25 protein-coding genes and 1 pseudogene are annotated in these 25,305 nt (G+C 52.2%); 19 read left to right on the top strand and 7 right to left on the bottom strand.

Going from position 1 to position 25,305, the window contains the following annotated elements:
- The first annotated feature begins 1 nt into the window (after window position 1).
- The 3 genes from GF617_RS01245 (at window position 2) to GF617_RS01235 (ending at window position 4,244) form a co-directional block, all read left to right on the top strand.
- Window positions 2–1,090, top strand: a complete 1,089-nt coding sequence (locus tag GF617_RS01245; RefSeq protein ID WP_181622604.1) for an ABC transporter permease — start codon at window positions 2–4, stop codon at window positions 1,088–1,090.
- Window positions 1,091–1,272: 182 nt separating this feature from the next.
- Complete coding sequence (locus GF617_RS01240; protein WP_203450892.1) at window positions 1,273–2,574, top strand: tol-pal system YbgF family protein; 1,302 nt, start codon at window positions 1,273–1,275, stop codon at window positions 2,572–2,574.
- Window positions 2,575–2,786: 212 nt separating this feature from the next.
- On the top strand, window positions 2,787–4,244 hold the full coding sequence (locus GF617_RS01235; RefSeq protein WP_181622602.1) for a hypothetical protein: 1,458 nt from the start codon (window positions 2,787–2,789) through the stop codon (window positions 4,242–4,244).
- A gap of 128 nt (window positions 4,245–4,372) precedes the next feature.
- Here GF617_RS01235 and GF617_RS01230 read toward each other — a convergent pair whose 3' ends face one another.
- The gene (locus GF617_RS01230; RefSeq protein ID WP_203450891.1) at window positions 4,373–5,323 is read right to left on the bottom strand and encodes a sugar-binding transcriptional regulator; all 951 of its coding nucleotides are present in this window, start codon (window positions 5,321–5,323) and stop codon (window positions 4,373–4,375) included.
- A gap of 285 nt (window positions 5,324–5,608) precedes the next feature.
- Here GF617_RS01230 and GF617_RS01225 point away from each other — a divergent pair, with 285 nt between their 5' ends.
- The 4 genes from GF617_RS01225 to GF617_RS01210 are packed head-to-tail and all read left to right on the top strand — an operon-like array spanning window position 5,609 to window position 10,348.
- A complete protein-coding gene (locus GF617_RS01225) occupies window positions 5,609–6,439 on the top strand; it encodes a transketolase (protein WP_203450890.1) in 831 nt (276 codons plus the stop codon).
- On the top strand, window positions 6,432–7,382 hold the full coding sequence (locus tag GF617_RS01220; RefSeq protein WP_181622599.1) for a transketolase family protein: 951 nt from the start codon (window positions 6,432–6,434) through the stop codon (window positions 7,380–7,382). The genes GF617_RS01225 and GF617_RS01220 overlap by 8 nt, the downstream gene beginning before the upstream one ends.
- A gap of 33 nt (window positions 7,383–7,415) precedes the next feature.
- Window positions 7,416–8,834, top strand: a complete 1,419-nt coding sequence (locus GF617_RS01215; protein WP_181622598.1) for an L-fucose/L-arabinose isomerase family protein — start codon at window positions 7,416–7,418, stop codon at window positions 8,832–8,834.
- Window positions 8,835–8,848: 14 nt separating this feature from the next.
- Entirely contained in the window at window positions 8,849–10,348 is a 1,500-nt protein-coding gene (locus GF617_RS01210; protein ID WP_181622597.1) for an FGGY family carbohydrate kinase, read from the top strand.
- Window positions 10,349–10,426: 78 nt separating this feature from the next.
- Here the strand turns inward: GF617_RS01210 and sitD are convergent, their stop codons facing one another.
- Genes sitD through GF617_RS01190 form a run of 4 tightly spaced genes read right to left on the bottom strand, consistent with a single transcriptional unit; the run spans window position 10,427 to window position 13,807 of the window.
- The gene (gene sitD / locus GF617_RS01205) at window positions 10,427–11,269 is read right to left on the bottom strand and encodes an iron/manganese ABC transporter permease subunit SitD (RefSeq protein WP_181622596.1); all 843 of its coding nucleotides are present in this window, start codon (window positions 11,267–11,269) and stop codon (window positions 10,427–10,429) included.
- On the bottom strand, window positions 11,266–12,123 hold the full coding sequence (sitC, locus tag GF617_RS01200; RefSeq protein ID WP_181622595.1) for an iron/manganese ABC transporter permease subunit SitC: 858 nt from the start codon (window positions 12,121–12,123) through the stop codon (window positions 11,266–11,268). Before sitC ends, sitD begins: the two co-directional genes overlap by 4 nt.
- Entirely contained in the window at window positions 12,120–12,941 is an 822-nt protein-coding gene (locus GF617_RS01195; protein WP_203450889.1) for a manganese/iron ABC transporter ATP-binding protein, read from the bottom strand. The genes sitC and GF617_RS01195 overlap by 4 nt, the downstream gene beginning before the upstream one ends.
- A gap of 2 nt (window positions 12,942–12,943) precedes the next feature.
- Complete coding sequence (locus GF617_RS01190; protein WP_375289271.1) at window positions 12,944–13,807, bottom strand: metal ABC transporter substrate-binding protein; 864 nt, start codon at window positions 13,805–13,807, stop codon at window positions 12,944–12,946.
- 262 nt (window positions 13,808–14,069) lie between these two features.
- Here GF617_RS01190 and GF617_RS27425 point away from each other — a divergent pair.
- The 3 genes and pseudogenes from GF617_RS27425 (at window position 14,070) to GF617_RS01175 (ending at window position 15,474) form a co-directional block, all read left to right on the top strand.
- A pseudogene (locus GF617_RS27425) lies at window positions 14,070–14,630 on the top strand (type IV secretion protein Rhs).
- Window positions 14,627–14,983 carry a putative T6SS immunity periplasmic lipoprotein gene (locus tag GF617_RS01180; RefSeq protein WP_203450887.1) on the top strand — a complete coding sequence of 119 codons (357 nt, stop codon included), beginning with the start codon at window positions 14,627–14,629 and terminating at the stop codon, window positions 14,981–14,983. Before GF617_RS27425 ends, GF617_RS01180 begins: the two are co-directional and overlap by 4 nt.
- Entirely contained in the window at window positions 14,983–15,474 is a 492-nt protein-coding gene (locus GF617_RS01175; RefSeq protein ID WP_181622590.1) for a type VI secretion system tube protein TssD, read from the top strand. Before GF617_RS01180 ends, GF617_RS01175 begins: the two co-directional genes overlap by 1 nt.
- Before the next feature lie 67 nt (window positions 15,475–15,541).
- Here GF617_RS01175 and GF617_RS01170 read toward each other — a convergent pair whose 3' ends face one another.
- Window positions 15,542–16,240 carry a GNAT family N-acetyltransferase gene (locus tag GF617_RS01170; protein ID WP_203450886.1) on the bottom strand — a complete coding sequence of 233 codons (699 nt, stop codon included), beginning with the start codon at window positions 16,238–16,240 and terminating at the stop codon, window positions 15,542–15,544.
- Window positions 16,241–16,439: 199 nt separating this feature from the next.
- Between GF617_RS01170 and GF617_RS01165 the strand changes: the two genes are divergently transcribed.
- From GF617_RS01165 to GF617_RS01140, 6 genes are all read left to right on the top strand, one after another.
- Entirely contained in the window at window positions 16,440–18,008 is a 1,569-nt protein-coding gene (locus GF617_RS01165; protein WP_181622588.1) for an ABC transporter substrate-binding protein, read from the top strand.
- A 68-nt stretch (window positions 18,009–18,076) separates the two neighbouring features.
- Complete coding sequence (locus GF617_RS01160; protein WP_181622587.1) at window positions 18,077–19,099, top strand: ABC transporter permease; 1,023 nt, start codon at window positions 18,077–18,079, stop codon at window positions 19,097–19,099.
- Window positions 19,099–19,932: an ABC transporter permease gene (locus GF617_RS01155; RefSeq protein ID WP_203450885.1), complete on the top strand. Its 834-nt coding sequence runs from the start codon at window positions 19,099–19,101 to the stop codon at window positions 19,930–19,932. The genes GF617_RS01160 and GF617_RS01155 overlap by 1 nt, the downstream gene beginning before the upstream one ends.
- Window positions 19,925–20,761, top strand: a complete 837-nt coding sequence (locus GF617_RS01150; RefSeq protein ID WP_203450884.1) for an ABC transporter ATP-binding protein — start codon at window positions 19,925–19,927, stop codon at window positions 20,759–20,761. Before GF617_RS01155 ends, GF617_RS01150 begins: the two co-directional genes overlap by 8 nt.
- Window positions 20,748–21,452: an ABC transporter ATP-binding protein gene (locus GF617_RS01145; RefSeq protein WP_203450883.1), complete on the top strand. Its 705-nt coding sequence runs from the start codon at window positions 20,748–20,750 to the stop codon at window positions 21,450–21,452. The genes GF617_RS01150 and GF617_RS01145 overlap by 14 nt, the downstream gene beginning before the upstream one ends.
- A 409-nt stretch (window positions 21,453–21,861) precedes the next feature.
- Window positions 21,862–22,317, top strand: coding sequence for a hypothetical protein (locus tag GF617_RS01140; protein WP_203450882.1), 456 nt, complete (start codon window positions 21,862–21,864; stop codon window positions 22,315–22,317).
- Between the two features lie 45 nt (window positions 22,318–22,362).
- Here the strand turns inward: GF617_RS01140 and GF617_RS01135 are convergent, their stop codons facing one another.
- The gene (locus GF617_RS01135) at window positions 22,363–22,836 is read right to left on the bottom strand and encodes a cold-shock protein (RefSeq protein WP_181622582.1); all 474 of its coding nucleotides are present in this window, start codon (window positions 22,834–22,836) and stop codon (window positions 22,363–22,365) included.
- 486 nt (window positions 22,837–23,322) lie between these two features.
- Here GF617_RS01135 and GF617_RS01130 point away from each other — a divergent pair, with 486 nt between their 5' ends.
- From GF617_RS01130 to GF617_RS01120, 3 genes are all read left to right on the top strand, one after another.
- Entirely contained in the window at window positions 23,323–23,811 is a 489-nt protein-coding gene (locus tag GF617_RS01130) for a DinB family protein (RefSeq protein ID WP_203450931.1), read from the top strand.
- A gap of 303 nt (window positions 23,812–24,114) precedes the next feature.
- Window positions 24,115–24,561, top strand: a complete 447-nt coding sequence (locus GF617_RS01125) for a DUF3290 domain-containing protein (protein ID WP_203450881.1) — start codon at window positions 24,115–24,117, stop codon at window positions 24,559–24,561.
- A gap of 9 nt (window positions 24,562–24,570) precedes the next feature.
- Complete coding sequence (locus GF617_RS01120) at window positions 24,571–25,206, top strand: DUF421 domain-containing protein (RefSeq protein WP_203450880.1); 636 nt, start codon at window positions 24,571–24,573, stop codon at window positions 25,204–25,206.
- Window positions 25,207–25,305: the final 99 nt, after the last annotated feature.

Raw genomic sequence — 25,305 nt, 5'->3', positions numbered from 1 at the left:
TATGAAAACGACACAGTCTGTCGCGCTCACACCGCAAAAAGGGGTGGCGCTTTCCCGGGAAAATATCCTGCTACTTCTGTTGAAAATGCGCACGTTTATTGCGCTGTTCATCATTGTGGGTTTCTTTACGATCACCGTGCCGGGTTTCCTCTCGGCGGGCAGTCTGGTGATCATGATCAAGCACATCGCCATTAATGCTTTTCTGGCGCTGGGGATCACCTTTGTGATCATCACCGCCGGGATTGACCTGTCGATTGGCGCAACGCTTGGACTGTGCGGCATGGTTGCAGGGTGGCTTATCACCAAAGGCATCGTGCTGCCAATGTTCGGCATCGCCATTTTCCCCAGCGTCTGGGTAATTGTCCCTGTCGTGTTACTCATCGGCGCGTTAATCGGTGCGGTCAACGGCTGGATCATAACCCGCTATAACGTTGCCCCGTTCATCTGCACGCTGGGAACGATGTATGTTCTGCGTGGTACAGCCATGCTGACCTCCGATGGACAAACCTTCCCCGGCCTTTCCGGTAACCCGCAACTGGGCAACACGGGCTTCGATGAGATTGGAGCTGGCACGCTGCTCGGTATTCCGTGGGCCATCTGGCTGATGATTGTGCTTGCCGTGGTCATCGCATATATCGCCCGCCGCCTGCCCTTTGGTCGCCACGTCTACGCCATTGGTGATAACGAACGCGCAGCAGAACTTTCGGGTGTAAAAGTCAAACAGGTCAAGGTGCTGGTCTATACCTTGTCCGGCTTCTGCGCCGCTATCGCCGGGATTGTGGTTTCCGCTCAACTGTTAGCCAGCCATCCAGCAAACGGAACGGCGTTTGAGATGAACGCGATTGCCGCCGTGGTACTCGGCGGAACATCGTTGGCAGGCGGGCGCGGAACCATTCTCGGCACGCTGATTGGCGCATTTGTTATCGGTTTTTTGGCCGATGGACTGGTGATGATGGGGGTCAGCGAATTCTGGCAAATGGTGATTAAAGGCATCGTGATTATCGTCGCAGTGATTATCGACCAGATGCAAAACCGCATGCAGCAGAAAGCCGCCGTCGTGGCGCAAAAGGCGGTGATGGAAGGAAAATAGCCCGGCCACAAAAGGGTTAGCATGGCTAACCCTTCGGCTGAGAACGCAGTGAAAAAATACGTTACCGTGATTATTTGTATTATTATGTAAATTAAATGTTTCATTTAATTTCACCGTCATGTGTAGTACGACAGCCATCGTCACGTTACAAAAAATAACTCACTGAATAATCGAGAGGTTATATGAAGCGTTCTCTCACACGACTGCCCTTTGCCATCGCCGTATTTGCACTCACACATCTTTTATCCGGTTGCAGTAACCTCTCTTCTGGTAGCGACACCTCCGCAGAGTCGCACTGCTCTCAATTGCTCTATGACGCCAACATTGCGATCAATAACAAGCAGTATCAGAGCGCGATTAATACCTCCAACACGGTTTTGGCTTCCTGTCCGATTAAAGACGGGATGATGACCACGGATGCAAAAGATGCCTACTACTATGCCGGGCTGAGTTATTACTCCCTCCAGCAGTACCAGCCAGCGGCGGATGCCTTTGCAAAACTGATGGCCTTTAAAAATGCCAACCCTTATTTACAAAGACCCGCAACGATGTATTACAACATCAGCATGGCACGCCTGAATCCAGCAAAAGCGCAGGATTACATCAACCAGGCGCTACCGATCTCAGACAGCAAAAGCAATGTCGATGTGCTGGATGCCATCTATGATGTGGGCACGCGTGACAAGAGCCTGATGAATAACTACATGGCGCTGATTGATAATCCTAAATTTCCACTACGCTACGCCGACCGTTTCGACAGACCGATCAAGCTCGCCCAGTCATTAGGTGACAAAAAGCTGGCACAGACACTGACTACGCGTCAGGCCACTATCGAGCATGTTGAAGCAGAAGCGCGGGCAAGAAATATCGCCGGGCCAGGCGTTGAGTCTTCCGCTGGCGGCGATGCCAACCTGGCAGGCTATAAACGCGGTGCATTCCTTTCAGAGGCTTACCGGAAAGCCGGTGAACCTGTGTTGGCTGCCTACTACGAAGGCGTCAAAAAACAGTATCAGGGCTTCTTAAAATCCGATGCTGAAAGCGCCCAGGCAGATGCTACGCTGGCAAAAAGTAACGCCGAATTTGAAGCACAACAGCGTGACCAGACGCAGGATCTGGTGAACACGGTGACGGGAGCGGTCGTCAGTGCTGGTGTCGCAAGCGCATCAGGGGGCAATGTTGCGCAGGCGGTGAATAACAGCCTGGCAGACTCTGCCGTCAGTATGTCGGATAACCCGGAAATGATGGGAGCCGTTAAAAGCGGCATGCAATCGTTCTCCAGCAATCAGGAAAAATGCACCTATGCCACGCCGTCCAGGTTTAAACAGTGCTGTAAGAATGTAATTAAAGGTATTTTCAGTTCAACGCAAAACAGCGATGGCACAACCACTTATGGCTGCGAGCATCCTGATAAATACCGCACCCGAGAGGGATGTACATATAACGGGGATAAGCTGGTGATAAATTCCTGTGTTATTAATGGGTAACCACAATCCAATATAGTGAATGGCTACTGGAACGTCTGAGAAACGCCTACTAATTTCAGTAGTCATTTCATAGTACTATAATGATGGATGCTAACGAAAATGAGTTTACTCTCATTGTGATGACGTCAAGCAACCGGGGGATATCTCGCCGGCCCGACAATTTCTGATACTCATTTTTAATTCAGCATGCGTCTTCTAAAAAGGATGTTATTGTGACAAAAACCCAATCCGGCAGAAGTTCCAGGTCAAAGCCAGTCTCAAAAACGAGCAAAGGCAATATATTCGAGTTTTATGTTCCTAAAATACCTGGGACAAGACCAAGGCCTAAACTGGTTAAAGATAAAAAAGATCCCAAAAAACTAGTTTACGATAAAACCAAACCTGCAGATTTTCTAAAAACCTCATTTACAAAAACGACAAGCGTAAATTTTGGCAAAGGTCCTAATAAAAACCTTTTGACACGCTATCCTGCGTTACCTCTTCCTCAAATCGTACGTGCCGCACTTGAATGTGGTTACGGTCGTAGAAAAATGTGGTCCTCTCATCTTCTTTTAAGCTCTACTGAGTCAAAAGAACTTTCCGCTTACTTGATTAAGCGATTATTGATGGCGGTATCATGTATCCGTGTTGATAAAAATGATGCCTATGTAACCTGCGATTTCTATTCAAAAATCGAGCCTTCCGAGAAAGTGGCAATTTCATTTATCGCCGGCGGTATAGGTAGTTTTATAGCCGCAAAATATTGGTTAGACGCCGCAGGGGAAAAGGTAAAGGTGATGTTGCACACCAGTATTTATACGAAAGGAATATCATCCTCAATAAAAACAAACCTCTTAACCAGCAAAAAATCACCAGACTATCTCGTTGAATCGGATAGCGGAAAATGGCATGTTTTCGAAAGTAAAGGTGGAACGGATAGAGGACGTAACAAAAGAATTCAGGAAGGATTACTACAACTGGGGCTAATCACTCATCTCGGATGGTCATCTGATCCTAAACAGCCACAATCTGTCATAACACAGGTATGTACACACACCAGTATCGATGCCGGCAGTCGATTGAAAGTAGTAGCATATGATCCACCAGGTGAAAATGACGAAGGATTTCAGGAAATCATCATTGATGAAGCCGTTTGCAAGCTACTTAAAATTGCTGAAAGCCTGGACCAGTTCCATGCCATTAATACAGAGACATATACTGAGGAAAAATGGGAATGGAAATCTGTATCGCAGACAGAGAACCTGGAAATTGCTTTGCCATCAAAATACTTCAACCTGGAAGTACGACTTAGGGCCAGCCTTGGGTTGTTCTTACTCGTGAATGAGATTATTGAAAAATATAAAGAAAGAACGCAATGGTCAGCAAAATTCATGATTGAACGACTCGAAAACAACATCAATTCATATCATTTTGATGGTGAGTATAAAACCATCAGCGATGCATTTATCGTATTTATTAAAAATTTAAACGATGCTGAGGAAGAAGATGTATTTATTGTCCAAAGCAGGCAATATCTTGATCTTGATAGAGTACTGCGTGAGTTTGATGCTGTATTACAGGAGTGCCAACTGTCATCAACTTTTTCACAACCTAATGATATTCAGGACGAAGGTACGAATGTAATGATGTCCAGCGGCATGCTAATTAGAGAAACGGTCCGTAAAGCATAAAACGTTGTGCTTTATATTATCGTGGAGAAGTTTGTGGAGTTACCGGGAGGGCTCTGCTTTTTCGCGCGCGCCCCCGAACAGCCGGGTTAAGCCTGGTCGCCCCCGGCATGTCCGGCCCTTTACGTTTGCTACGCTTTCAGCAAACTCCGCGCTGTCGGGTAATCGGTGATCAACACGTCGATGTAATCCCCTTCCAGCGCGCCGCGAATGGCATTGCACTTCTCAGGCCCCCCTGCGAGCGCAATCACTTGCGGGCAGGCGCGGATTTGAGACAGTTCCATGCCAATAACCGGGTCCTCGTCATAACTCAGCACCTGCTTGCCCTGCGCATCGTAGTAATGCAGGCAGATATCGCCTACCGCCCCGCGCTCAGACAGCAGTTTCAGCATGTTTTCGTTGTAATAGTTGCCGGAGTTTTTCAGCAGTTGCGACGGTTCAAGTTCGCCAATCCCGACAATGGCGACATTGACTTCAGCAAACTTGCTGACCACTGCCGCGACGTCCGGGCTGCCCACCAGCCTGGCGCGTTCTTCCACCGAGTGTTCAATACTTTGTGACGGCAACAGCCACGCCGGGCAATCAAGATGCGCAGCCAACTGTTGGGTCAGGATGGTCGCCTGGACGTTGCCATTTGGCCCTACCCCGCCCAGCAACTGGATCACCCCGGCCGCGCGAATGTTCTGCGGATGCATCTCATCCACCATGCAACGAATGGTGCTACTCCAGGAGGAGATCCCCACCAGGTCTTCTGGCCGCAGACGCGTTTCAACATAATGTGCCGCCGCGCTGCCGATGGCATGTTTCACCTGAGCATTGGTCGGGTTATCCCCGACATCCACCACAATCGCCTGGCGGATCCCGTACTGCTCTTCCAGCGCTTTTTCCAGCGACACAAAAATATTGGTCGGCTGGACAACGGTGATTTTAACCAGCCCCTCTTTCTGGCAACGCGTCAACGCACGCGAAACGAACGATTGCGAGAGATGCAGCAGTGAGGCAATCTCGGACTGTTTTTTATTCTCGCTGTAGTAAAGCGTGGCAATCTTCACCAGCAACCGTTGTTCATCCTGCTTCGACATGGCATTCCCCCTGATTTCGTCCCTGTATTTTTATTCATTGATGAATAGATAACAAGCTGCCGTTATCCCCGCAAACAGATCCGAATGTGATCGTTTTCGCTTTTTTTGCAAACAGCCCGATCCGGCCATAGACAAACCCTGAATCCGGGCATATCTTATCATTATGAATAATAAATCAGCATTGAATATATATTCAATCACGTAAAAGAAACCATTCATGATGGGTCATTTACTGCCTTGCTGGAATAATTATTCATTACAGACTATAAATTCAGGAGGTGTTTTATGAATCCATTTTCGCTCTCCATCGCAGAGCTCGAAAAGAAAGCCCGCTCGATTCGCCGTCGGATCATCGTGCTGAATGCTGAAAGCCCCGCAGGCGGCCATACAGGGGCCGATCTCTCTCAGGTCGAACTGCTCACGGCACTTTACTTCCGCATTCTCCACTGCTCGCCACAGCTGAAAGACAGCGAGGAACGCGATATCTATATCCAGTCCAAAGGTCATGCCGTTGGCGGCTATTACTGCGTCCTCGCAGAAGCCGGTTTTATCCCACTGGACTGGCTTGCCACCTATCAACACGCCGATTCTCACCTGCCGGGACATCCGGTGAAACACAAAACACCGGGTATTGAACTGAATACCGGTGCGCTTGGTCACGGCCTGCCGGTGGCGGTCGGAATTGCGCTGGCGGCGAAACGCAATAACAGCAAACGCCGCGTCTTTGTAGTCACTGGCGATGGTGAGCTGGCAGAAGGCAGTAACTGGGAGGCCGCGCTGGTTGCCGCCCACTATCAGTTGGATAACCTGGTCATCATCAACGACAAAAACAACCTACAGCTCGCGGGCTCCACAAAAGAGATCCTCAATACCGATCCGCTGGATGAGAAATGGTGTGCATTTGGTATGGATGTCACTGAATGCCGGGGCAATGACATGGCTGATGTGGTCGCCATGCTGGAAGGCTTACAGCCAAACGGCAAACCGCATGTGGTGATTGCCCACACCACCAAAGGCGCGGGGATCTCCTTTATTCAGGGTCGCCCGGAGTGGCATCACCGCGTGCCTAAAGGCGAAGAAGTTGAACTGGCACTGGAGGAACTGAAAGATGAATAATAGTGAACATCTCGCTACCGTGATGGTGGATGCCTTTATTGATGCAGTCGACAGAGGCGTGGATCTGGTTCCGGTGGTAGCAGACTCCACCTCCACAGCCAAAATCTCGCCGTTTATTACGCGCTTCCCAGGCAGACTGGTAAACGTTGGGATCGCCGAGCAAACGCTGGTTGGCGCGGCCGCCGGGCTGGCAATCGGCGGCAAAGTGGCTGTCACCTGTAATGCCGCCCCCTTTTTGATTTCACGCGCCAATGAGCAGATTAAAGTCGATATCTGCTACAACAACACCAACGTCAAGCTCTTTGGCCTGAACGCCGGAGCGAGCTACGGCCCGCTCGCCAGTACACACCACAGTATTGACGATATCGCCATCATGCGCGGCTTTGGCAACATCGAAATTTATGCACCGTCCAGCCCGGCAGAATGCCGCCAGATCATCGACTACGCCCTTGCCCATATCGGCCCTGTTTATATTCGTCTTGACGGCAAAGCCCTGCCGGAACTGCATGACGAAACCTATCGTTTTGCACCTGGCAACATTGATGTGCTGCGTGCGGGGCAGGACGTAGCCCTGGTTGCAATGGGTTCGACCGTACATGAAATAGTGGAAGCCGCCGCACAACTCGCTGAGGAAGGTATTGACGCCACTGTTATCAGTGTTCCATCTATTCGTCCTTGTGATACCAAAGCGCTGCTGGCGGCCATCAAACCGTGCGAAGCAGTCGTCACCGTCGAAGAGCACAACGTCAACGGCGGTGTGGGCAGCCTGGTGGCTGAAGTACTGGCCGAAGCCGGGTGTGCGATCCCGTTACGTCGCCTGGGCATCCCTGACGGACAATACGCCATTGCGGCCGACCGCGCCTCCACGCGCGCGTGCCACGAAATAGATGCAGCGGGCGTGATCAAACACGCCAGAGAACTGCACGTAAAACAGGCTTCCTGAAAATAAAAAGAACATCTTACTGGAGAGTACGCAATGTCCCGAATTCCTCAACAACTCACCATGGGCGTGATCATTGGCAACCGGGGATTTTTCCCCAGCTACCTGGTTGCAGAAGCACGTGAACAGGCAATCGCATTGTTCGACCGTCTGGGTATCAACACTCTGATGCTCGACCCGGGCCAGACTGAACTGGGCGGCGTCGAAACTCGTCAGGATGCCAAAACCTGTGCCGATCTGTTCCGCGCCCATCGCGATACGATCCACGGCGTTGTGGTTTTGCTGCCTAACTTTGGCGACGAAAAAGCGATCGCCGAAACCCTGCGCCTTTCTGGCCTGAACGTGCCGGTGCTGGTACAGGCCGAAGAAGATAACCTTGACAAAATGGGGCTCGCCACCCGCCGCGACAGCTTCTGCGGCAAGATCTCACTGTGTAACAACCTGCGTCAGTATGGCATTCCCTTTACGCTCACTACCCAGCATGTGTGCGCCCTTAGCGGCGAGGTGTTTGAACAGGATCTGCGTCGCTTCGAGCAAATCTGTCGCGTGGTAAGTAGCATGCGTGGTGTACGCGTCGGCGCGATTGGCGCACGTCCGGCGGGCTTTAACACGGTCCGTTACAGCGAAAAACTGCTGGAACGACTGGGCATTGCCGTTGAAACGCTGGATCTTTCTGAAGTCTTTACCCGCATTAAACTGCTGCGGGACGACGATATCCGTGTCGATGAAAAGCGCCGCCTGCTGCTCGACAATGCCGATGCCAGCGGTATTCCGGCAGACAAGCTGGTGACAATGGCAAAACTCTTTGTGGTGCTGAGCGAATGGATCGTCGCTAACGACATCGATACCACAGCCATTCAGTGCTGGACATCGTTGCAGGAGAATTTAGGCATAAACGTCTGTTCGATTATGAGCGTAATGTCCGGTCAGCTGATGCCAAGCGCCTGTGAAGTGGACGTGATGGGTGCGCTTTCCATGTACGCCCTTGCCAGCAGCAACCTTAACCCCGCCTCCATTGCTGACTGGAATAACAACTTTGGCGATGACCGTGACAAGTGTGTGCTGTTCCACTGCGGTAACTTTGCCGCCGCCAGCCTTGAAACCCCGCACATGGGCACGGCCGACATCATCGGTACAACCGTTGGCAAAGAGAACACCTGCGGCGCGGTCCATGGCCGACTGAAAAGCGGCCCACTGACCTACTTCCGCCTGAGTACGGATGACCTTACGGGAGAAATCAAAGCGTATGTGGGCGAAGGGCAATCGGTTAACGATGCACTGGATACAGTGGGCTGTCGCGCGGTGATCCAGGTTCCACATCTGGAGAACCTGCTGTCGTGGATCTGCCGCAACGGGTTTGAGCATCACGTGGCGATGAATCACTCATCCAGTGCGGCGATCCTCAACGAAGCGTTCACCCGCTATCTTGGCGTGTCGACCTATCTCCACCAGTAAGGCCGGAGGCCGCTATGTCGGTGAACAAGGATATTATTATTGCCCTCGACGAGGGCACAACTAACGCCAAAGCCGTTGCTTTTGATGGCAACGGACAGGTGGTTGCCAGCGTCTCACGCGCGTTGAATATCGAGACGCCACGCGAAGGCTGGGTGGAACAGTCGGCAGAACTGTTGCTGGCCGCCTCGCTGGACGTTATCGCCCGTGTCATTGCCGCCGTTGGAGCGCAACGCGTGGCGGCACTGGCGATCAGCAATCAGCGTGAAACTGTGGTGGGATGGTATCGGACAACGGGAAAACCCATTGCTCCGGCCCTGAGCTGGCAATGTTCCCGCACGGCATCGTTTTGCCACGCGCTGCGCGAAAACGGTCATGAACCGCAGATCAAAGCGATTACCGGGTTGCCGGTCGCGCCGCTTTTTTCCGCCTCAAAAATGCGCTGGCTACTGGAGAACACACCGGATGGTTTTGCCCTCGCCGGACGCGGTGAAATCTGTCTCGGCACAGTGGATAGCTGGCTTCTTTGGCAGTTAACGCAAGGGGAAAGCTTTTCCTGCGACGACACCAACGCGGCACGCACCCAGTTGCTGAACCTGCAAACCGCCGACTGGGATAACGATATGCTCGCGCTGTTCGGCATTCCGCGGGAAGCCCTGCCAGCCATCAAACCGTCGAGTGGCCTGTTTGGCTCAACGCGGGGGCTGACGTCGATCCCGGCGGGGATCCCCGTAATGGCCATGATCGGCGATTCTCACGCCGCGTTGTTCGCACACGGGCTGGGGGCTGAAGGCTGCGTAAAGGCGACCTACGGAACGGGTTCATCAGTGATGGCCCCCGTGAGTTCAGCAGAGTGTAACGTTAGCGCACTGGCGACCACCGTAGCCTGGCACGATGGCGACACGCTGGTCTATGGTCTGGAAGGCAATATTCCCCATACCGGGGATGCAGTCGCCTGGATGGCGGACAGCACCGGTCTGAGCGAGCTTCCCCCGGACGAACTGGCGCAGGCACTGAATACCCTGCCGCGTTCGGTAGAGTCCACGCTGGGCGTCTTTTTCGTTCCGGCATTAACCGGCATGGGCGCCCCCTGGTGGGATGAAAATGCGCGTGGGTTGATCCACGGGTTAAGCCGTGGCGTGAAACGCGCACACCTGATCCGCGCCGCGCTGGAGTCCATCACCTATCAGATTGCCGATGTGGTCACCGCCATGCGCGCCCACCAGGGCTTTACACTCAATGCGCTGATGGTCGACGGCGGGCCAACCCAAAATGACTGGCTGATGCAGTATCAGGCCGATCTGCTGGGTTGTCCGGTGATGCGCAGCGACGTGGCAGAGCTTTCCGCCAGCGGCGCTGCTTTGCTGGCGCGTAAGGCATTGTCGAATCTCACCGTTGCACAGCTTCGCCCATATCTGCCGGAACATGTCACGTTCATGCCGGATATGGCGCGGCATAAACGGTTGCAGAAGCGATGGCTGGAGTGGCAGCACGCGGTGGAGCTGGCGCGGAGGTAAACGCGAAATGGCAACGGGCGTTGCCATTTTTAACGTTTGTTCTCGCTTACGTTGGATACAGGGTTCGGGGTAAAGGCATCAGCTCGCCACGCTAACCCTCTCTCTTCGCCTCGCATTCACGCTGGTCACCGCGAAGGTGATAATGAACATCAGGGCAAACAGCACCACAATGGTCGGTGCGGGTGCGCTGTCGAGATAAAACGACAGATAGACGCCGCTCACCGAGACCAGTACCGAGATGGCCACCGCGACCAGCAACGCCATGTGGAAACGTCGGGTCATCAGCACCGCGATGGCGCCGGGAGCAATCAGCAGTGAAATGGACAGAATAATCCCCACCGCCTTTAGCGTCGCCACAATGGTCAGCGAGACCATGCACAACAAACCGTAATGCAACCAGCGGGTGCGCAAGCCGCTCGCCTGTGCCTGCTGATAGTCAAAACAGAACAGCAAAAAATCACGCCACTTCACAGCAATCATCAGCGCAATTCCCCCGGCGACGATACCGCTTTGCAGAATATCGCTCCCGTTAATGCCCAGCATGTCGCCGAACAGAATGTGGTCAAGATGCACCTCGGGTTTGACGGCAATATAGAGGATCAGCCCGGCTGCGAACATGCCGGAAAAGACGATCCCCATGACGGTATCTTGCTTGATCCGGCTGTTGTCTTTCAGGTATCCGGTGGCGACGGCACAAAACAGACCGGCGACAAAGGCGCCCAGCGCCAGCGGCAGGTTCAGCATCCAGGCAAGTACAACACCGGGAAAAACTGCGTGGCTCATCGCGTCGCCCATCAATGCCCACCCTTTCAGCACCAGAAAAACGGACAACAACGCACAAGGTACAGCCACCAGCAACGCAATCAGCAGCGCGTTGTTCATAAACGCAAACTGGAAGGGTTCAAGGAGCAACGTCATCATTCCTGCACCTCCCGCGCATGACGCGCCCGGCGGCGGCTGGCCAGCAGGCCGTGCGTCGGCGCAAACACAAACGCCAGTAAGAACAGCAACGTCTGCGCAACCACGATAATGCCCCCGGTTGCACCGTCCAGATAATAGCTGGCCCACGCCCCGAGGAAGCTGGTGATACTGCCAATCGCCACCGCAATCATCAATAGCCGCGGGAAGCGATCGGTGAGCAGCCATGCGGTCGCGCCGGGCGTCACGACCAGACAGATAACCAGAAAAGCACCGACGGTTTGCAGCGCCGCCACCGTGGAGACCGCCAACAGCGTGAAGAAGAGGATCTTCAGACGCTCAGGGCGTAAGCCGATGGCACGGGCATGGTTCTCGTCAAAAAAGGTCACCATCAGATCCTTCCATTTAACCAGCAGGATAAGGATAGAAACCACGCCGATAATCGTTAGCTGGACAATATCTTCCGGGGCAATCGCCAGAATATTACCCAGCACGATGGTCTGAATATTCACCGATGTCGGGTTAAGCGAGACCATAAACAGCCCCAGGCCAAAAAAGGAGGAGAAGATCAGTCCGATAATGGCGTCTTCTTTCAGGCGACTACGCTGATTAAGAAACAGCATACTGCCTGCTGCCAGCCCGCCCGATAAAAACGCCCCGAGCGAGAACGGCAGACCGAGCATATAGGCCCCCGCCACACCAGGTACGATCGAGTGCGAGAGCGCATCGCCAATCAGCGACCAGCCTTTAAGCATCAAATAGCATGAGAGAAAGGCGCACAGTCCCCCCACCATCGCCGAGACCCACATCGCGTTGAGCATGTACTCATAGCTGAAGGGTTCGAGAAGTGCGTTCATTTTGCCCCCCGCCCGGCGTCCGGCTGACGGTGCATCACGAAAGGTCGCTCGTCGTCGGTAATGATGCGGTCTTCAGAGCCACTGAGCACCACGTGGCGCAGCACGCCGCTGAAGGCGCGCTCCAGGTTTTCGGCCGTAAAGGTGCTCTCCGTTGGGCCGCTCGCCAGAACAGTACCTTTGACCATGACCGTGTAATCGCAAAACTCCTTGACCGAGCCCAGGTTGTGGGTCGAGACCAGCATGGTTTTACCCTCGTCACGCAGCTCGCGTAACAGGCTGATAATTCTGGCTTCGGTTTTAACATCCACACCGGTAAACGGCTCATCGAGCAGGATCACCTCGCCCTGCTGGGCAATCGCCCGCGCCAGAAAAATACGCTTCTTCTGCCCGCCAGACAGTTCGCCTATCTGCCGGTGGCGCAACTCGAGCATATCCACACGCCTCAGAGCCTCGGTCACGATACGGCGATCGTTCTCTTTAGGTCGACGCAAAAAACCCATATGTCCGTAGCGCCCCATCATCACCACATCTTCAACCAGCACCGGAAACGACCAGTCAACCTCTTCCGATTGCGGCACGTAGGCGACCAGGTTCTGGCGCAGCGCGCGTTGGGGAGGCATCCCCAGAATGGTGATACGACCACTTGCCGCTCGCACAAACCCCATCACCGCTTTAAACAGCGTGGACTTGCCGGAACCGTTTACTCCCACCAGGGCGGCAATCGAGCCACCCGGCACGCTGAACGAAGCATCGCGCAACGCCGTGTGACCGTTGCGATAGGTCACGGTCACATCGGTTACCACAATCCCCTTGTGCATGGTTACTCCTTCATTCCGTCACGGATCCCCTGCACCAGCGTGCGGGTCGTGACGTTAAGCAGATCGATATAGGTTGGCACGGGTCCGTTTTCTGCACTCAGGGAGTCCACGTATAGCACGCCACCGTAGTGCGTATCCGTCTCGCGTGCCACCTGACGAGCAGGTTTATCGGACACGGTACTTTCACTGAACACGGCCGGTATCTGATGTTTTTTCACCAGGTCAATAACCTTGCGTACCTGCTGCGGTGTACCCTGCTGATCGGCATTTATCGGCCACAGATAAAGCTCTTTCAGCCCTAAATCCCGCGCCAGGTAGGAGAATGCGCCTTCACTGGTCACCATCCAGCGCTTGTCTGCCGGGATCTCTGCCACCTGTTTACGCAGGGGGTCGAGGGTCGCGGTAATTTTCTGCTTGTAGATTTCGGCGTTGCGCTGGTAAGTCTGCGCATTTGTCGGGTCATACTTCACCAGCGCATCGCGGATGTTATCGACATAAATCAGCGCGTTGTCCGGAGACATCCACGCATGCGGGTTAGGCTTGCCGTTATACGGCCCTTCGCTGATCCCCATCGGGCTGATGCCTTGCGTGACAATCACTTCCGGCACGCCGTTGAGATGCTGATAAAAGCGCTGGAACCACAGCTCCAGATTCATACCGTTGGCCAGAATCAACTGCGCTTTCTGCGCGCGTTTGATATCGCCCGGAGTTGGCTGATACTCATGAATTTCCGCGCCTGCCCTGGTAATAGAGGTGACATCCGCGGCCTCTCCCGCCACGTTTTTCGCCATATCCGCAATGACGGTAAAAGTTGTGATGACCTGGAACTTTTCGGCCGCCAGCGCGCCCGTGGTGGTCATGGTCATTAACAACGCGCTGAGCAAAAGACGCTTCAATCCTTGCAGTGGGTGCATCGCAGAAGTCTCCTGATATGGTTAAATTAAAAGCAAAATTAGCCTGTGCTATATTGTATAGCACAGGCTATATCCAAATGAAAATAGTTATCATTAAAGTTATGTCAGCAGCGATCACGAGGGCGCGATTTTTCGGAAAAGTGCTTTCTTCTTTCTCTTTCGGGCACGAGTATGATTTCCGACCAATATCCTTATCAAATAAAAGGAAATTGGAATGCCCGTTAATGAACGTATTCAGCCCACATCGGGAACACCGATTAATCCTGGTGGGATCCGACAACTCACCATCGGAGAAATAGCTCTCGCAAAGACGCTTTACGGTTACAGCATCCGTTATCACCGGGTGTGGGTGCACAGGGAAAGTTATCTCCCCTTTAATCTCCAGCCTGTGAATGTGGCAATGAGTCCGAATGGGGAAATGTGGTTTCGAGAAGACACATATTCGCCTGATTTTTCGTTAGAGGAAGATCTGGCAAAGAAACACATATTTATGCATGAGATGATGCATGTCTGACAAACACAAAAAGGGATGTTTGTCAGAACAAGGGGATTATTCTCGGGTATTGCTGATTACTCTTATAACTTAGATAAAGCAGATATTTTTCATTATAGCTTAGAGCAGCAGGCATCGATTGTGAGTGACTATTGGTTATTGAAATATAATGGTTTAGAAAACAATCAAATTTTATTGAAGTACCGTGATTTATATCTTAAAGAAACACTATATTATCTTCTTAAAAAATATAAAAACATCTTTAAAGGATTTCCAGGATGAAAAAGATATTTATTATTCTTACCCTGAGCATTCTAATAACTGGTTGCCCGGGGGGAAGTCAAGCCCCCAAAACAAGGTTGACTTTTATTAATGGCAATCACATTTGTTTTAGCATCAATAAAAATGATATTTTGAACTATTACACTATTTACTCGAGTGAAGCACATGAGATTAACATAGTAACGGGTTCTGGATATGAAGAATTAAAAGAATCCTATCCTGACACCTGTTTAGATATAAAATGGAAAGATGGGTATACTTACGTTATTCACTACGGTTTAAATGGCCATAAATATGTTCATCAATTCGATATTGATAAAAATGGAAAACGAATCAATTTAGGAGGCTTATAATGTCATTACCCGCTTACTTATTTCTCTACGACGAGAATGGAATGCTTATTCAGGGCAATTGTATGATTCCCGGTCGGGAAGGTGCTATCGAGATAATGAACAGCAGCTATGGTGTGAGGCAACCTGTAGACAGTCATACTGGAAATATGACCGGGACTCGACAACATGGACCCGTTACTCTGCACAAACAAGTAGACAAAGTCAGCCCCTATCTTGCAATTGCCGTTTGCGAGAGTAAACGTCTGCAAAAAGCCATTATCAAATATTATGAAATTGTGGAAGAAGGTCTCGAAACCGAGGTCTACAACATTACGCTTGATAGTGTGGTGGTCTCGTCTGTGGATTTTACTCATGTTTATTATCCGGGCAGTTCTGCACCCAATATGCATGAGGTCGTTGGACTGAGATTTCGAGGCATTCAGTGGAACTATGTGAAGGGCAATATCAGCTATGGCGATGCGTGGATGAAACCCGTACGAAATAACGCATAAACAGAACTCCCTCACTGCGGCCCTCGCCCCTTTGGGACGAGGAATGAGGGCTAAATGCCAGAGTGTTCTACTCCCGAAACGCCTCCAGCTTCTTAAGCTGTCGTCCGTTCCCGTCAAAATTCTCCGCTGCCAGCCAGGCACGCAACTCTGCATCACGCTCTGGCCACTCCTCGTCAATAATAGAAAGCATATCGCTATCGCGGTTACGGCCTTTACGCACCAGCTTCTGGCGCAGACGCCCTTCCCAAACAAACCCCAGCCGCTCTGCGGCATTCCGCGAGGCGATATTCATCGAGTCGCATTTCCACTCCAGCCGACGGTAGTCATGCGCAAAGCCATTTTTGAGCAACAGCCAGACGGTTTCCGTACCAAGCCAGGTATTTTTCATTTTTCGCGACCAGGTCACATGGCCGATTTCGACCGAGCCCATCAACCGTTCAATCGCCATATAACTCACGATACCCACGGCGCACTCCGTGCGTAAGTCGATGACCGCATAAGGCACAAGCGCATCATCCATTACTTTGCCAAGCAACCAGTGTACTGTCGCTTCCACACTCTCAGGGCGGGTGCTGGCAAGCCAGGTCCAGTCGCTATCGTCCCCCAGTGCATAGGCGTCAAAAAGATCGGCGGCATGGCGTTCTGCATCCAGCGGCTCAAGGCGACAATATTGACCAACAAGTGGCGTTCGGGTTAAAACGCGCGCACCTTTCCAGTCGAGGACGAGGTCATTAACGGTTTGACCATATTGATTGATTTCCGGCACAACGGTGACTCCCTGAAAGGTAAGAGTTTTGTTATAGCAGGTTAAAAAGCAGACGAGAAGAGAGTGGCCTAATAGCCAATATGCATGTTTTATACCTTCATGGCATAAGCAAAGCAGAATTTAAACTTTGAGGAATACGCCTGTCAGCCTAACGTAGCGGGTATAAAACCATCACAATAATTTTTCTTCAGGGATCGCTATGACTAAGAAACTGCTGCCGTTACTGGTGTTGGCTGCGCTCTCAAGCGCTGTTCACGCCGCTACTCCGCCCAACACGCTGGTTGTCGCACAAGGTCTTGATGACATCGTGAGCCTCGACCCGGCAGAAGCCAACGAGCTTTCCAGTATCCAGACCGTCCCCAGCCTGTATCAGCGTCTGGTTCAGCCAGATCGCGATAACCCGGAAAAAATCACCCCGATTCTGGCGGAAAGCTGGCAAGCCGATGCCGCAGCAAAGACCCTGACCATCAAACTCAAACCCGATGCAAAATTTGCCTCCGGCAACCCCCTGCGTCCGGAAGATGTGATCTTCTCTTATACCCGTGCCGTAACGTTGAATAAATCTCCGGCGTTTATCCTCAACGTGCTGGGTTGGGACGCGGATAACATCGCCAGCCAGTTGAAAAAAGTAGATGACCACACGCTGACGCTGCACTGGACGGCTGATGTCAGCCCGTCGGTGGCGCTGAACATTCTCTCCACGCCAATTGCCTCGATCGTGGACGAAAAGCAGGTCGCCGCAAATGTAAAAGATAACGACTTCGGCAACGCATGGCTGAAAATGCACTCAGCAGGCAGCGGTGCGTTCAAAATGCGTGTCTATCAACCGCATCAGGCCATCGTACTGGAAGCAAACGACACCGCACCTGGCGGCGCACCGAAACTGAAAAGCATCATTATTAAAAACGTCCCCGATCCGGCGTCTCGTCGCCTGCTGATCCAGCAGGGTGATGCGGATGTGGCTCGCGATTTAGGGGCAGACCAGATCAGCGCTCTCGACGGTAAACCCGGCGTGAAGGTGCTGAGCATCCCGTCTGCCGAGCAGAACTATCTGGTGTTCAATACCGGCAACAGTGCCAACCCACTGCTGAATAACCCGGCGTTCTGGGAAGCGTCCCGCTGGCTGGTGGATTATGACGGTATCACCAAAGATCTGCTGAAAGGCCAGTATTTTGTCCACCAAAGCTTCCTGCCTGTCGGTTTGCCGGGCGCGCTGGAGAACAATCCGTTCAAATTTGACCCGGCCAAAGCGAAAGCGATCCTCGCCAAAGCGGGCATCAAAGATGCGCACTTCACGCTGGATGTCGAGAACAAACCGCCGTTCATCACCATCGCCCAGTCGATGCAGGCGAGCTTTGCTCAGGGCGGCGTGAAGGTTGATCTGCTGCCTGCGGCGGGTAGCCAGGTGTATGCCCGCGTGCGTGCAAAACAGCATCAGGCCGCCATTCGTCTGTGGATCCCGGATTACTTCGACGCCCACTCTAACGCCAGCGCCTTCGCGTGGAACGACGGCAAATCCAGCACGGTTGCCGGCCTGAACGGCTGGACAATTCCGGAGTTGAATAAAGCCACACTGGCGGCCGTTGCCGAGCCTGATCCGGCGAAACGTCTGGATCTGTACAAGAAGATGCAGGAAGAGCTGCAACATAATTCTCCGTATGTCTTCGTCGACCAGGGCAAGACCCAGATTGTGGTACGCGATAACGTGAAGGGATATCAGCAAGGGCTGAATGCAGACATGGTCTGGTACGATCGCGTAACGAAATAGGTTTTACCCCTCTCCTTCAGGGAGAGGGGGCTCGTCCGTGTATTTTATCCAGGAATGAAAAATCATCCATGCCACACCTATCCACCCACGTGACGCGCGTGTTTCAGGGGCTGCTGACCCTGCTGCTCACGCTCTTCGGGCTGTTGCTCGTCACGTTCGCACTTTCTGCATTTTCCCCCGTCGATCGCGTATTGCAGATCGTCGGCGATCACGCCAGCCAGTCGACTTACGATCAGGTCCGCCACCAGCTTGGCCTTGATCAGCCGATTCCTGTTCAGTTCTGGCACTATCTGCAAAGCCTCGCCCACGGCGATTTAGGCACAGCCAGCGCCACCGGACAACCCGTATTGCAGGATCTGCTGCATGCGTTCCCGGCGACGCTGGAGCTGGCCACGCTTGCCCTGATCATTGGCTCCGTCCTGGGGGTTATCGCTGGCGTGCTGTGCGCCCGTTTTGCCGGTTCACCGCTCGATTTAACCATTCGCACCCTGACGTTACTCGGTAACTCTGTCCCGATTTTCTGGCTCGGGCTGCTGATGCTGGCGCTGTTCTACGCGAAACTCCAGTGGAGTGCAGGCCCTGGCAGGCTGGATGATGTCTGGCAATTTACCGTTGAACCCCGCACCGGCTTTGCCCTGATTGATACCTGGCTTTCCGGCGACCGCGACGCATTCAGAAACGCCATCAGTCATCTGGTTCTGCCGGTATTGCTGCTGGCTTATTACTCGCTGGCCAGCATCACCCGCCTTACCCGTTCGGCCTGTCTGAGCGAGATGAACAAAGAGTACATTTTGCTCGCCCGTGCCAAGGGTGCTGGAGAGATGACCATCCTGCTGCGTCACGTCCTGCCGAACATTCGCAGTACCTTGCTGACCGTGATCGCCCTGGCCTACACCAGCATGCTGGAAGGCGCTGTGTTAACAGAAACCGTCTTCTCCTGGCCGGGCATCGGACGCTATCTCACGACCGCACTTTTTGCTGGCGACACAACGGCGGTGATGGGCGGGACGTTACTCATTGGCGTCTGTTTTGTGCTGATCAATAACCTTACTGACCTGCTCGTGCGGGCAACCGATCCCAGGGTGCGCTAATGCCGTTTTATCTCTTTTTACGCCGCCTGCGCCGCTCTCCTGCCGCGTGTTGCGGGTTGATTGCCATCGCACTTCTGGTGTTCATTGCCCTGTTTGCTCCCTGGCTTGCACCGCGAGATCCTAACTGGCAGGACGCTGCCGCCCGTCTGCAAGCCCCCAACGGCCAGCACTGGCTGGGTACTGACAGCTACGGGCGCGACCTGCTCTCCCGACTGCTTTACGGCAGTCGCCCGGCATTGGGGCTGGTGGCCTTAGTCACGGTGATCACCTTGCCCGCGGGTCTGCTGGTCGGGGTTTTGTCCGGCTATTACGGCGGGTGGCTGGAGCGCGTGCTGATGCGCTTTACTGACGTCGTGATGTCAATGCCACGCCTGATCCTCGCCTTTGCGTTTGTCGCCATGCTCGGGCCGGGCCTGGTCAACGGCGCGCTGGCGCTGGCCTTAACCACCTGGCCCGCCTATGCGCGTCAGGCTCGCAGTGAGATTCAGCGTCTGCGTCACAGCGATTACCTGGCCGCTGCCGGGATGATGGGCATTCGCGGTTTCAGGCTGCTTTTCGGCCATATTCTTCCGCTGTGCCTGCCGTCCGCAATAGTGCGCCTGGCGCTCGATCTGGCCGGGATGATTCTGGCTGCTGCCGGGCTGGGCTTCCTCGGTCTCGGCGCGCGTCCGCCCATGGCTGAATGGGGCGCAATGATTGCCGACGGCATGCAGGTGATTTTCGACCAGTGGTGGATTGCCGCCATTCCGGGCGGCGCCATTCTGTTTGCCAGCCTGGCATTTAACCTGCTGGGCGATGGCCTGCGCGACGTACTGGAGCCGCAACATGACTGAACACCGCGTCATCGTCGATGCGCTGAATATCGACTACCCCGCCGCCCGCGTGGTCAGCAACCTGAGCTTTACGCTGGGCAACGAGCGTCTGGCACTGGTCGGGGAATCTGGCTCCGGCAAATCCATGTCTGCCCGTGCGCTGATGGGCCTGGTGCGTAAACCGGGTATCGTCACTGCCCGCCAGCTTAATGTGCTGGGCAATGACCTGCAGACCCTCAACAACCGCCGCTGGCAGGCACTTCGCGGCAACGGTATTGCGATGGTGCTTCAGGACCCGCGCTATGCGCTCAATCCGGCGAAAAATGTCGCGGCGCAGCTTGAAGAGGCCCTGACGCTGCATCAGTCCCTGCCCCGTTCGGAACGTCTTGCACGCATTCACGACATCATCCGCGCCGTGGGGCTGGCCGGGCAGGTGCTGACGCGTTATCCCAGCGAACTTTCTGGCGGCATGGGGCAACGTGTGATGATTGCCATTGCGCTGATCAATAACCCACAGGTTCTGATTGCTGATGAGCCCACTTCTGCGCTGGACGCACGTCTGCGCAACCAGATCCTCGACCTGCTGGTACAACAGTGTGAAGAACGCCAGATGGCGATGCTGCTGATAAGCCATGACTTGCCGCTGGTCGCCGAACATTGCGACCGCGTACTGGTGATGTATCAGGGCGAGAAGGTTGATGAAATGGCGGCAAACCAGTTGCCACAGGCAACCCATCCGTATACGCGCACGCTATGGACTTGCCGCCCAAATGCCAACACCTTTGGGCAGATGTTGCCGACCCTCGACCGCTCTCAGCCGTGGCAGGAGGCGAACAATGGCACTCGTTGAAGTCAATCAGCTCCAGGTCAGTTTCGGAGAGAAAACCGCGGTTTCAGCCGCCAGTTTTACCATCCGGAAAGGGGAAACCTTTAGCCTTATCGGCGAATCCGGCTGTGGTAAATCAACAATTCTGCGCGTGCTGGCGGGTTTACAGCGTGAGTGGCGCGGCAACATTGCCGTGCTGGGCGAGCGCCTGCAACAAGGTCAGCGTTTTGCAGGCCCGCTTCGCCGCAACGTGCAGATGGTGTTTCAGGATCCATGGGCGTCGCTGCACCCGAACCACACCATTTCACGTACCCTGTCGGAACCATTGAAAATTCACCGCGAGACGCAGATCCCAGAAAAAGTGGCGGATGCATTGCAGCAGGTCGGTTTGTCGGCCGACGCGGGGAAGCGTTACCCGCACCAGCTTTCCGGCGGCCAGCGGCAGCGTGTGGCCATTGCCCGTGCGCTGCTCTTGCGCCCGCAGCTTCTGCTGCTGGATGAACCAACGTCGGCGCTGGATATGTCCGTGCAGGCGGAGATCCTCAACCTGCTGAACCGTCTGAAACAGCAACACGACATGACCTATCTTCTGGTGAGCCACGATGCCGATGTGATTGCGCATATGTCTGACCGGGCGGCGTTTATGGCGCATGGGACGATCCAGCAGGTGTTTGACCGGAAGGCTATGCTCCGGGGTGAGCACCGGATGGGGTAAGTTTGTGCCCGGCGGACGACACTTGCACGGGCTTACGGTTCTTATCGCAGGATTTTTTGTCGGCCGGGTTAGGCGTCACCGCCATCCGGCAAAGACTTTCTGGAAGACGCCTCGCAAACCCGCAAGTAACCCAGTGTAATTCAGGGTTGTCTCTTTTCTTCCCCATTTCCCCACCGTAAAGTTCCTGCGTTGCGGCACATCCGCAACCGGGCGTAGGAACCCGTACACTATGACACGAGAATTATTTTGTCGCGGCAGCGCTCACCCCGTTAAAATATGGTCGCGCTGGCGGAGCAACCGAAAGGTTGGCCGTTTTGTCGTGTGCGGTATTCCTACCTCCGTCAGCGCTACCACCCATGAGCGTAGGAACTTATGGGGTGGTCGGATTTTTATTTAAAAGGAATATCACATGACAACAATGCCTGGATTGTCTTACGCGCTCTCTGAAGAAAGCGCTATCCACCATCTCATTACCCTGCCGCTTCCCGACTCTGCGGATCTTTTCGAACTGGCCGATGCCTGCGCTGCGTTTGTCTGCGTACTGGTCGAAACCGACGATGCCGAAACACACGCCACCCTGTGTGAACGGTTGCAGCATGCGCTCAACCGACTGCGCACGCTTTGCGATACTGAACTTCCCCCGCATCTAATTGCACAATTGATTGAAGGTGAACGCGTGACGTCCTGTGTCCCGGATTGCTGGCAGGAAACGGCATTACAAGTGGATTACGCGCTGGCGTTAACGCGGGCCATTCAGGGCAGAACGCTCCCTCCCAACGTGGCGAAAGATCTCACGGGGCTGCTGCATGATATGGTCTGGTTGCTGGCGGAGTTTGTGAAGGAGCCGTACATTACGGCGCACTAAAGCGGGTAAAAGAAGCCGACATTCTGTGGGAATGTCGGCATTGCGTTATTTCAACAGCTTCACTGTGGCATCGATGTCGATCTCATCTTCCGAGAAGATCAGCGTCGTATTCTGGAACGTGGTGATCGCCAGTTTCTTCACCGTGCGCATTTCACCCGGTTTTTTATCCGATTTCGGTTTGATGTTGTTCATCAGAAGCCCGACTGAGAGCACCGCATTCTCTTTATCGATCCCGGAATCCGCAGGTACTTCCTCGCTGAACACCACGAATGATTTGATCGACGTGAGCTTCACGCGCTCGCCCGCGATATAAAGGTGCTTGCTTTCCGGGATCACCTTCACCGCATACGCGGAAAGGCCTTTGTTGTTCGTGGTCGGCTCAAACGTCACCGCTGCATCTTTCTTGATCAGATCAGGGTTCGCGACCTTAATCACATGAAAATAGCGATTGTCACCGTTTTCATCTTTGATAAATCCAAAACCTTTATCTTTAAACCACGTTGTGATTGTACCGTTCATCGCTGTTACCGCCTGTGTATCCAATCGTTTGTTGACTTAATTTTTGCAGGGCGGAGTGTAAAACACAATGGGGGTTGGGGGCGAGCGGTTTGGAGGGGATACAGGGATCGAGGAGCGAATTTAACCGTGGTATGTTAAGTCTCCCCCATGACTGAAAATCTTAAAAAGGATGTCACTTCCAGTGAAAGAAAACCATTGCCAGACCTGCCACCAGCCTATGAGTAAAATACCAGGCACACTGAATTTAGATTGTGGCGGTGATTGCTTAAATTGCATGGCCTGGCATGGTGATCCAGACGCAATCGACGTTGTTGAGAGGCTGACTGGCGAGAACGTTAATGTCCGTGGACGTTCATATCGATCCAATGAGATTTGAGCGAGGAAGCTGACGCGGGACGTTAAACGAATGCCTTAGAAAAAATGAAACGCGGCTTAAAGACAGGCATTATTGGTATGTTATCGGGACAGGAAAATCTGGGGGAAATTTTGGACAAGAACACAATAGTTACACTGTTGAAGTACAAGCGCTGGATTGATTCAGAAACGCTAAAAGCCATCAAAGGTATTAGTGAATCCGCTTCTGCTGAAAAACGTCACCTGATGCTAAGGCTGATGAATCATATTTATGTCGTCGACATGATTTTCAGAGCAAACATGTCGGGACAGCAGCATGGCTACATAGCATTAAATACTCCAGACACCCCCTCTGTAGACGAGCTTGATGTTAAAATGGCCGACAGTACGGAGTGGTATATTCAGCACGTTAAATCAATTAGCCCGAACGATTTAACAAAAATCATCACGTTCCGTTTTGTCGATGGAGGGGCAGGAGAAATGACGGCCATAGATATGCTAAATCATATGCTTTTTCATGGGACCTATCATCGCGGAGCCGTAGGCTGGTTACTTTCTGAGTGTGGAAGCATTCCTCCGAAAGATGTGCTGACAGTCTTCCTGAGGGATCATAATCACTAACAGAGACCGTTCTTCGACTCATCTTATGGCTGGCAGCTTTGACAGCCGCTATGAGCGAGAGGCAGACCTTATACACCTTTACGCACTTGAGTCTTTAATTACGCTGTTAGTGGCAAATTCGGGGGCTTTTCGAATGAACGTCCTCCCATCGCCAGATACTTAATCCATCAGTACTCCATTCTTCACCTTAAAAAACAATGACAAATCTCAGTTGATAACTGATAATTATTAGTTGTTAAGTAATGTCATAACGAATTACTATAATAAAAGTTAGGATCTTCAGAATTATGGAGTTATATAGGCATGAGATTTTATGGAATTGATTATCTACAAACACAATCTAATATCAATGATTATTTAAAATACATCATTATATTTAGTACTTTATTTATCCTGATCGTTGTTTTTAGCCTGTATATGCGCCATCGCTTGCAAACTAAATATCGGGACTTAACGATCATCGCCTTCTTATTTTTACTCTTCATTTCGGGGGTTCAGTATGCTGATTATACCGATAGCCAAAATATACACTCCCAATCATCACAAATGGTTAACTTTGTACGGTTGTTATCAAAAGAAAAAGAAGTAAGTATAAACTCTATCTTTTCCAGCTCTGTACAACTCTCGGATGGTATTATCGTTAAAATCAATGACTTTTATTACCGTGTCAACTTAAGCATGGATCAAAAAACGTACAGCCTGGTAGAGGTTTCGTTAGTAAACCCAGAAATAGAAATCATGAAAAACTGAGGGATATAAATGATCATTTACACGCCTATTATTATAAAGTTGGGATTGGGGATACTGTGTTTAATTGTTCAAATAAATCTCATGGGAAAAGGAAATCTGGCGCCCTCATCCGCAATGGATCAGGTTCAAAACTATGTGCTGGGGGGAATTATCGGTGGCGTAATCTACAATGAATCGATAACAGTACTACAATTTGTTCTGGTGCTGATTATATGGACCTTACTTGTCTTTGCTCTTAAGTTTTTAAAAGAGAACAATCGGTTAGTTAAAAGAATCATTGATGGGAAACCCATTACTTTGGTACATAATGGCAGCGTTAATGTTAAGGAGTGCTTACGAAATGGTGTTTCTGCAAATGATTTGATGTTCAAGTTAAGATCAAATGGTATTTATGAAGTAGAACAACTAAAACGCGTAGTTCTCGAACAAAACGGGCAGTTAACGATAATACAAAGTGGTGATGAAAATATACGCTATCCAATTATCGTGGATGGTTTAGCCAACCATGACCTTCTCGAAATTATTAACAAGGATAGTGACTGGTTAGAAGGTGAAGTTACAAAGCAAGGCTTCAATAAAATCAGTGAAGTATATTTAGGTGAGTATTTATCGGGTAGAATAAATTTATACGGATATGAAAAATAATATCCAAAATAAATTACCTCACCCTTAGTGCGCAATTCATAACATTGATTTTTTAAACACTTTATTATCAGGAGGCAGCCATTTCAGGTGTGCCTCTGT

The organism is Lelliottia sp. RWM.1 (assembly GCF_016859735.1).
Classification (GTDB): Bacteria; Pseudomonadota; Gammaproteobacteria; order Enterobacterales; family Enterobacteriaceae; genus Enterobacter.
The sequence above is the reverse complement of the archived record's forward strand: the minus strand, read 5'-3'. Positions and strand labels throughout refer to the sequence as shown.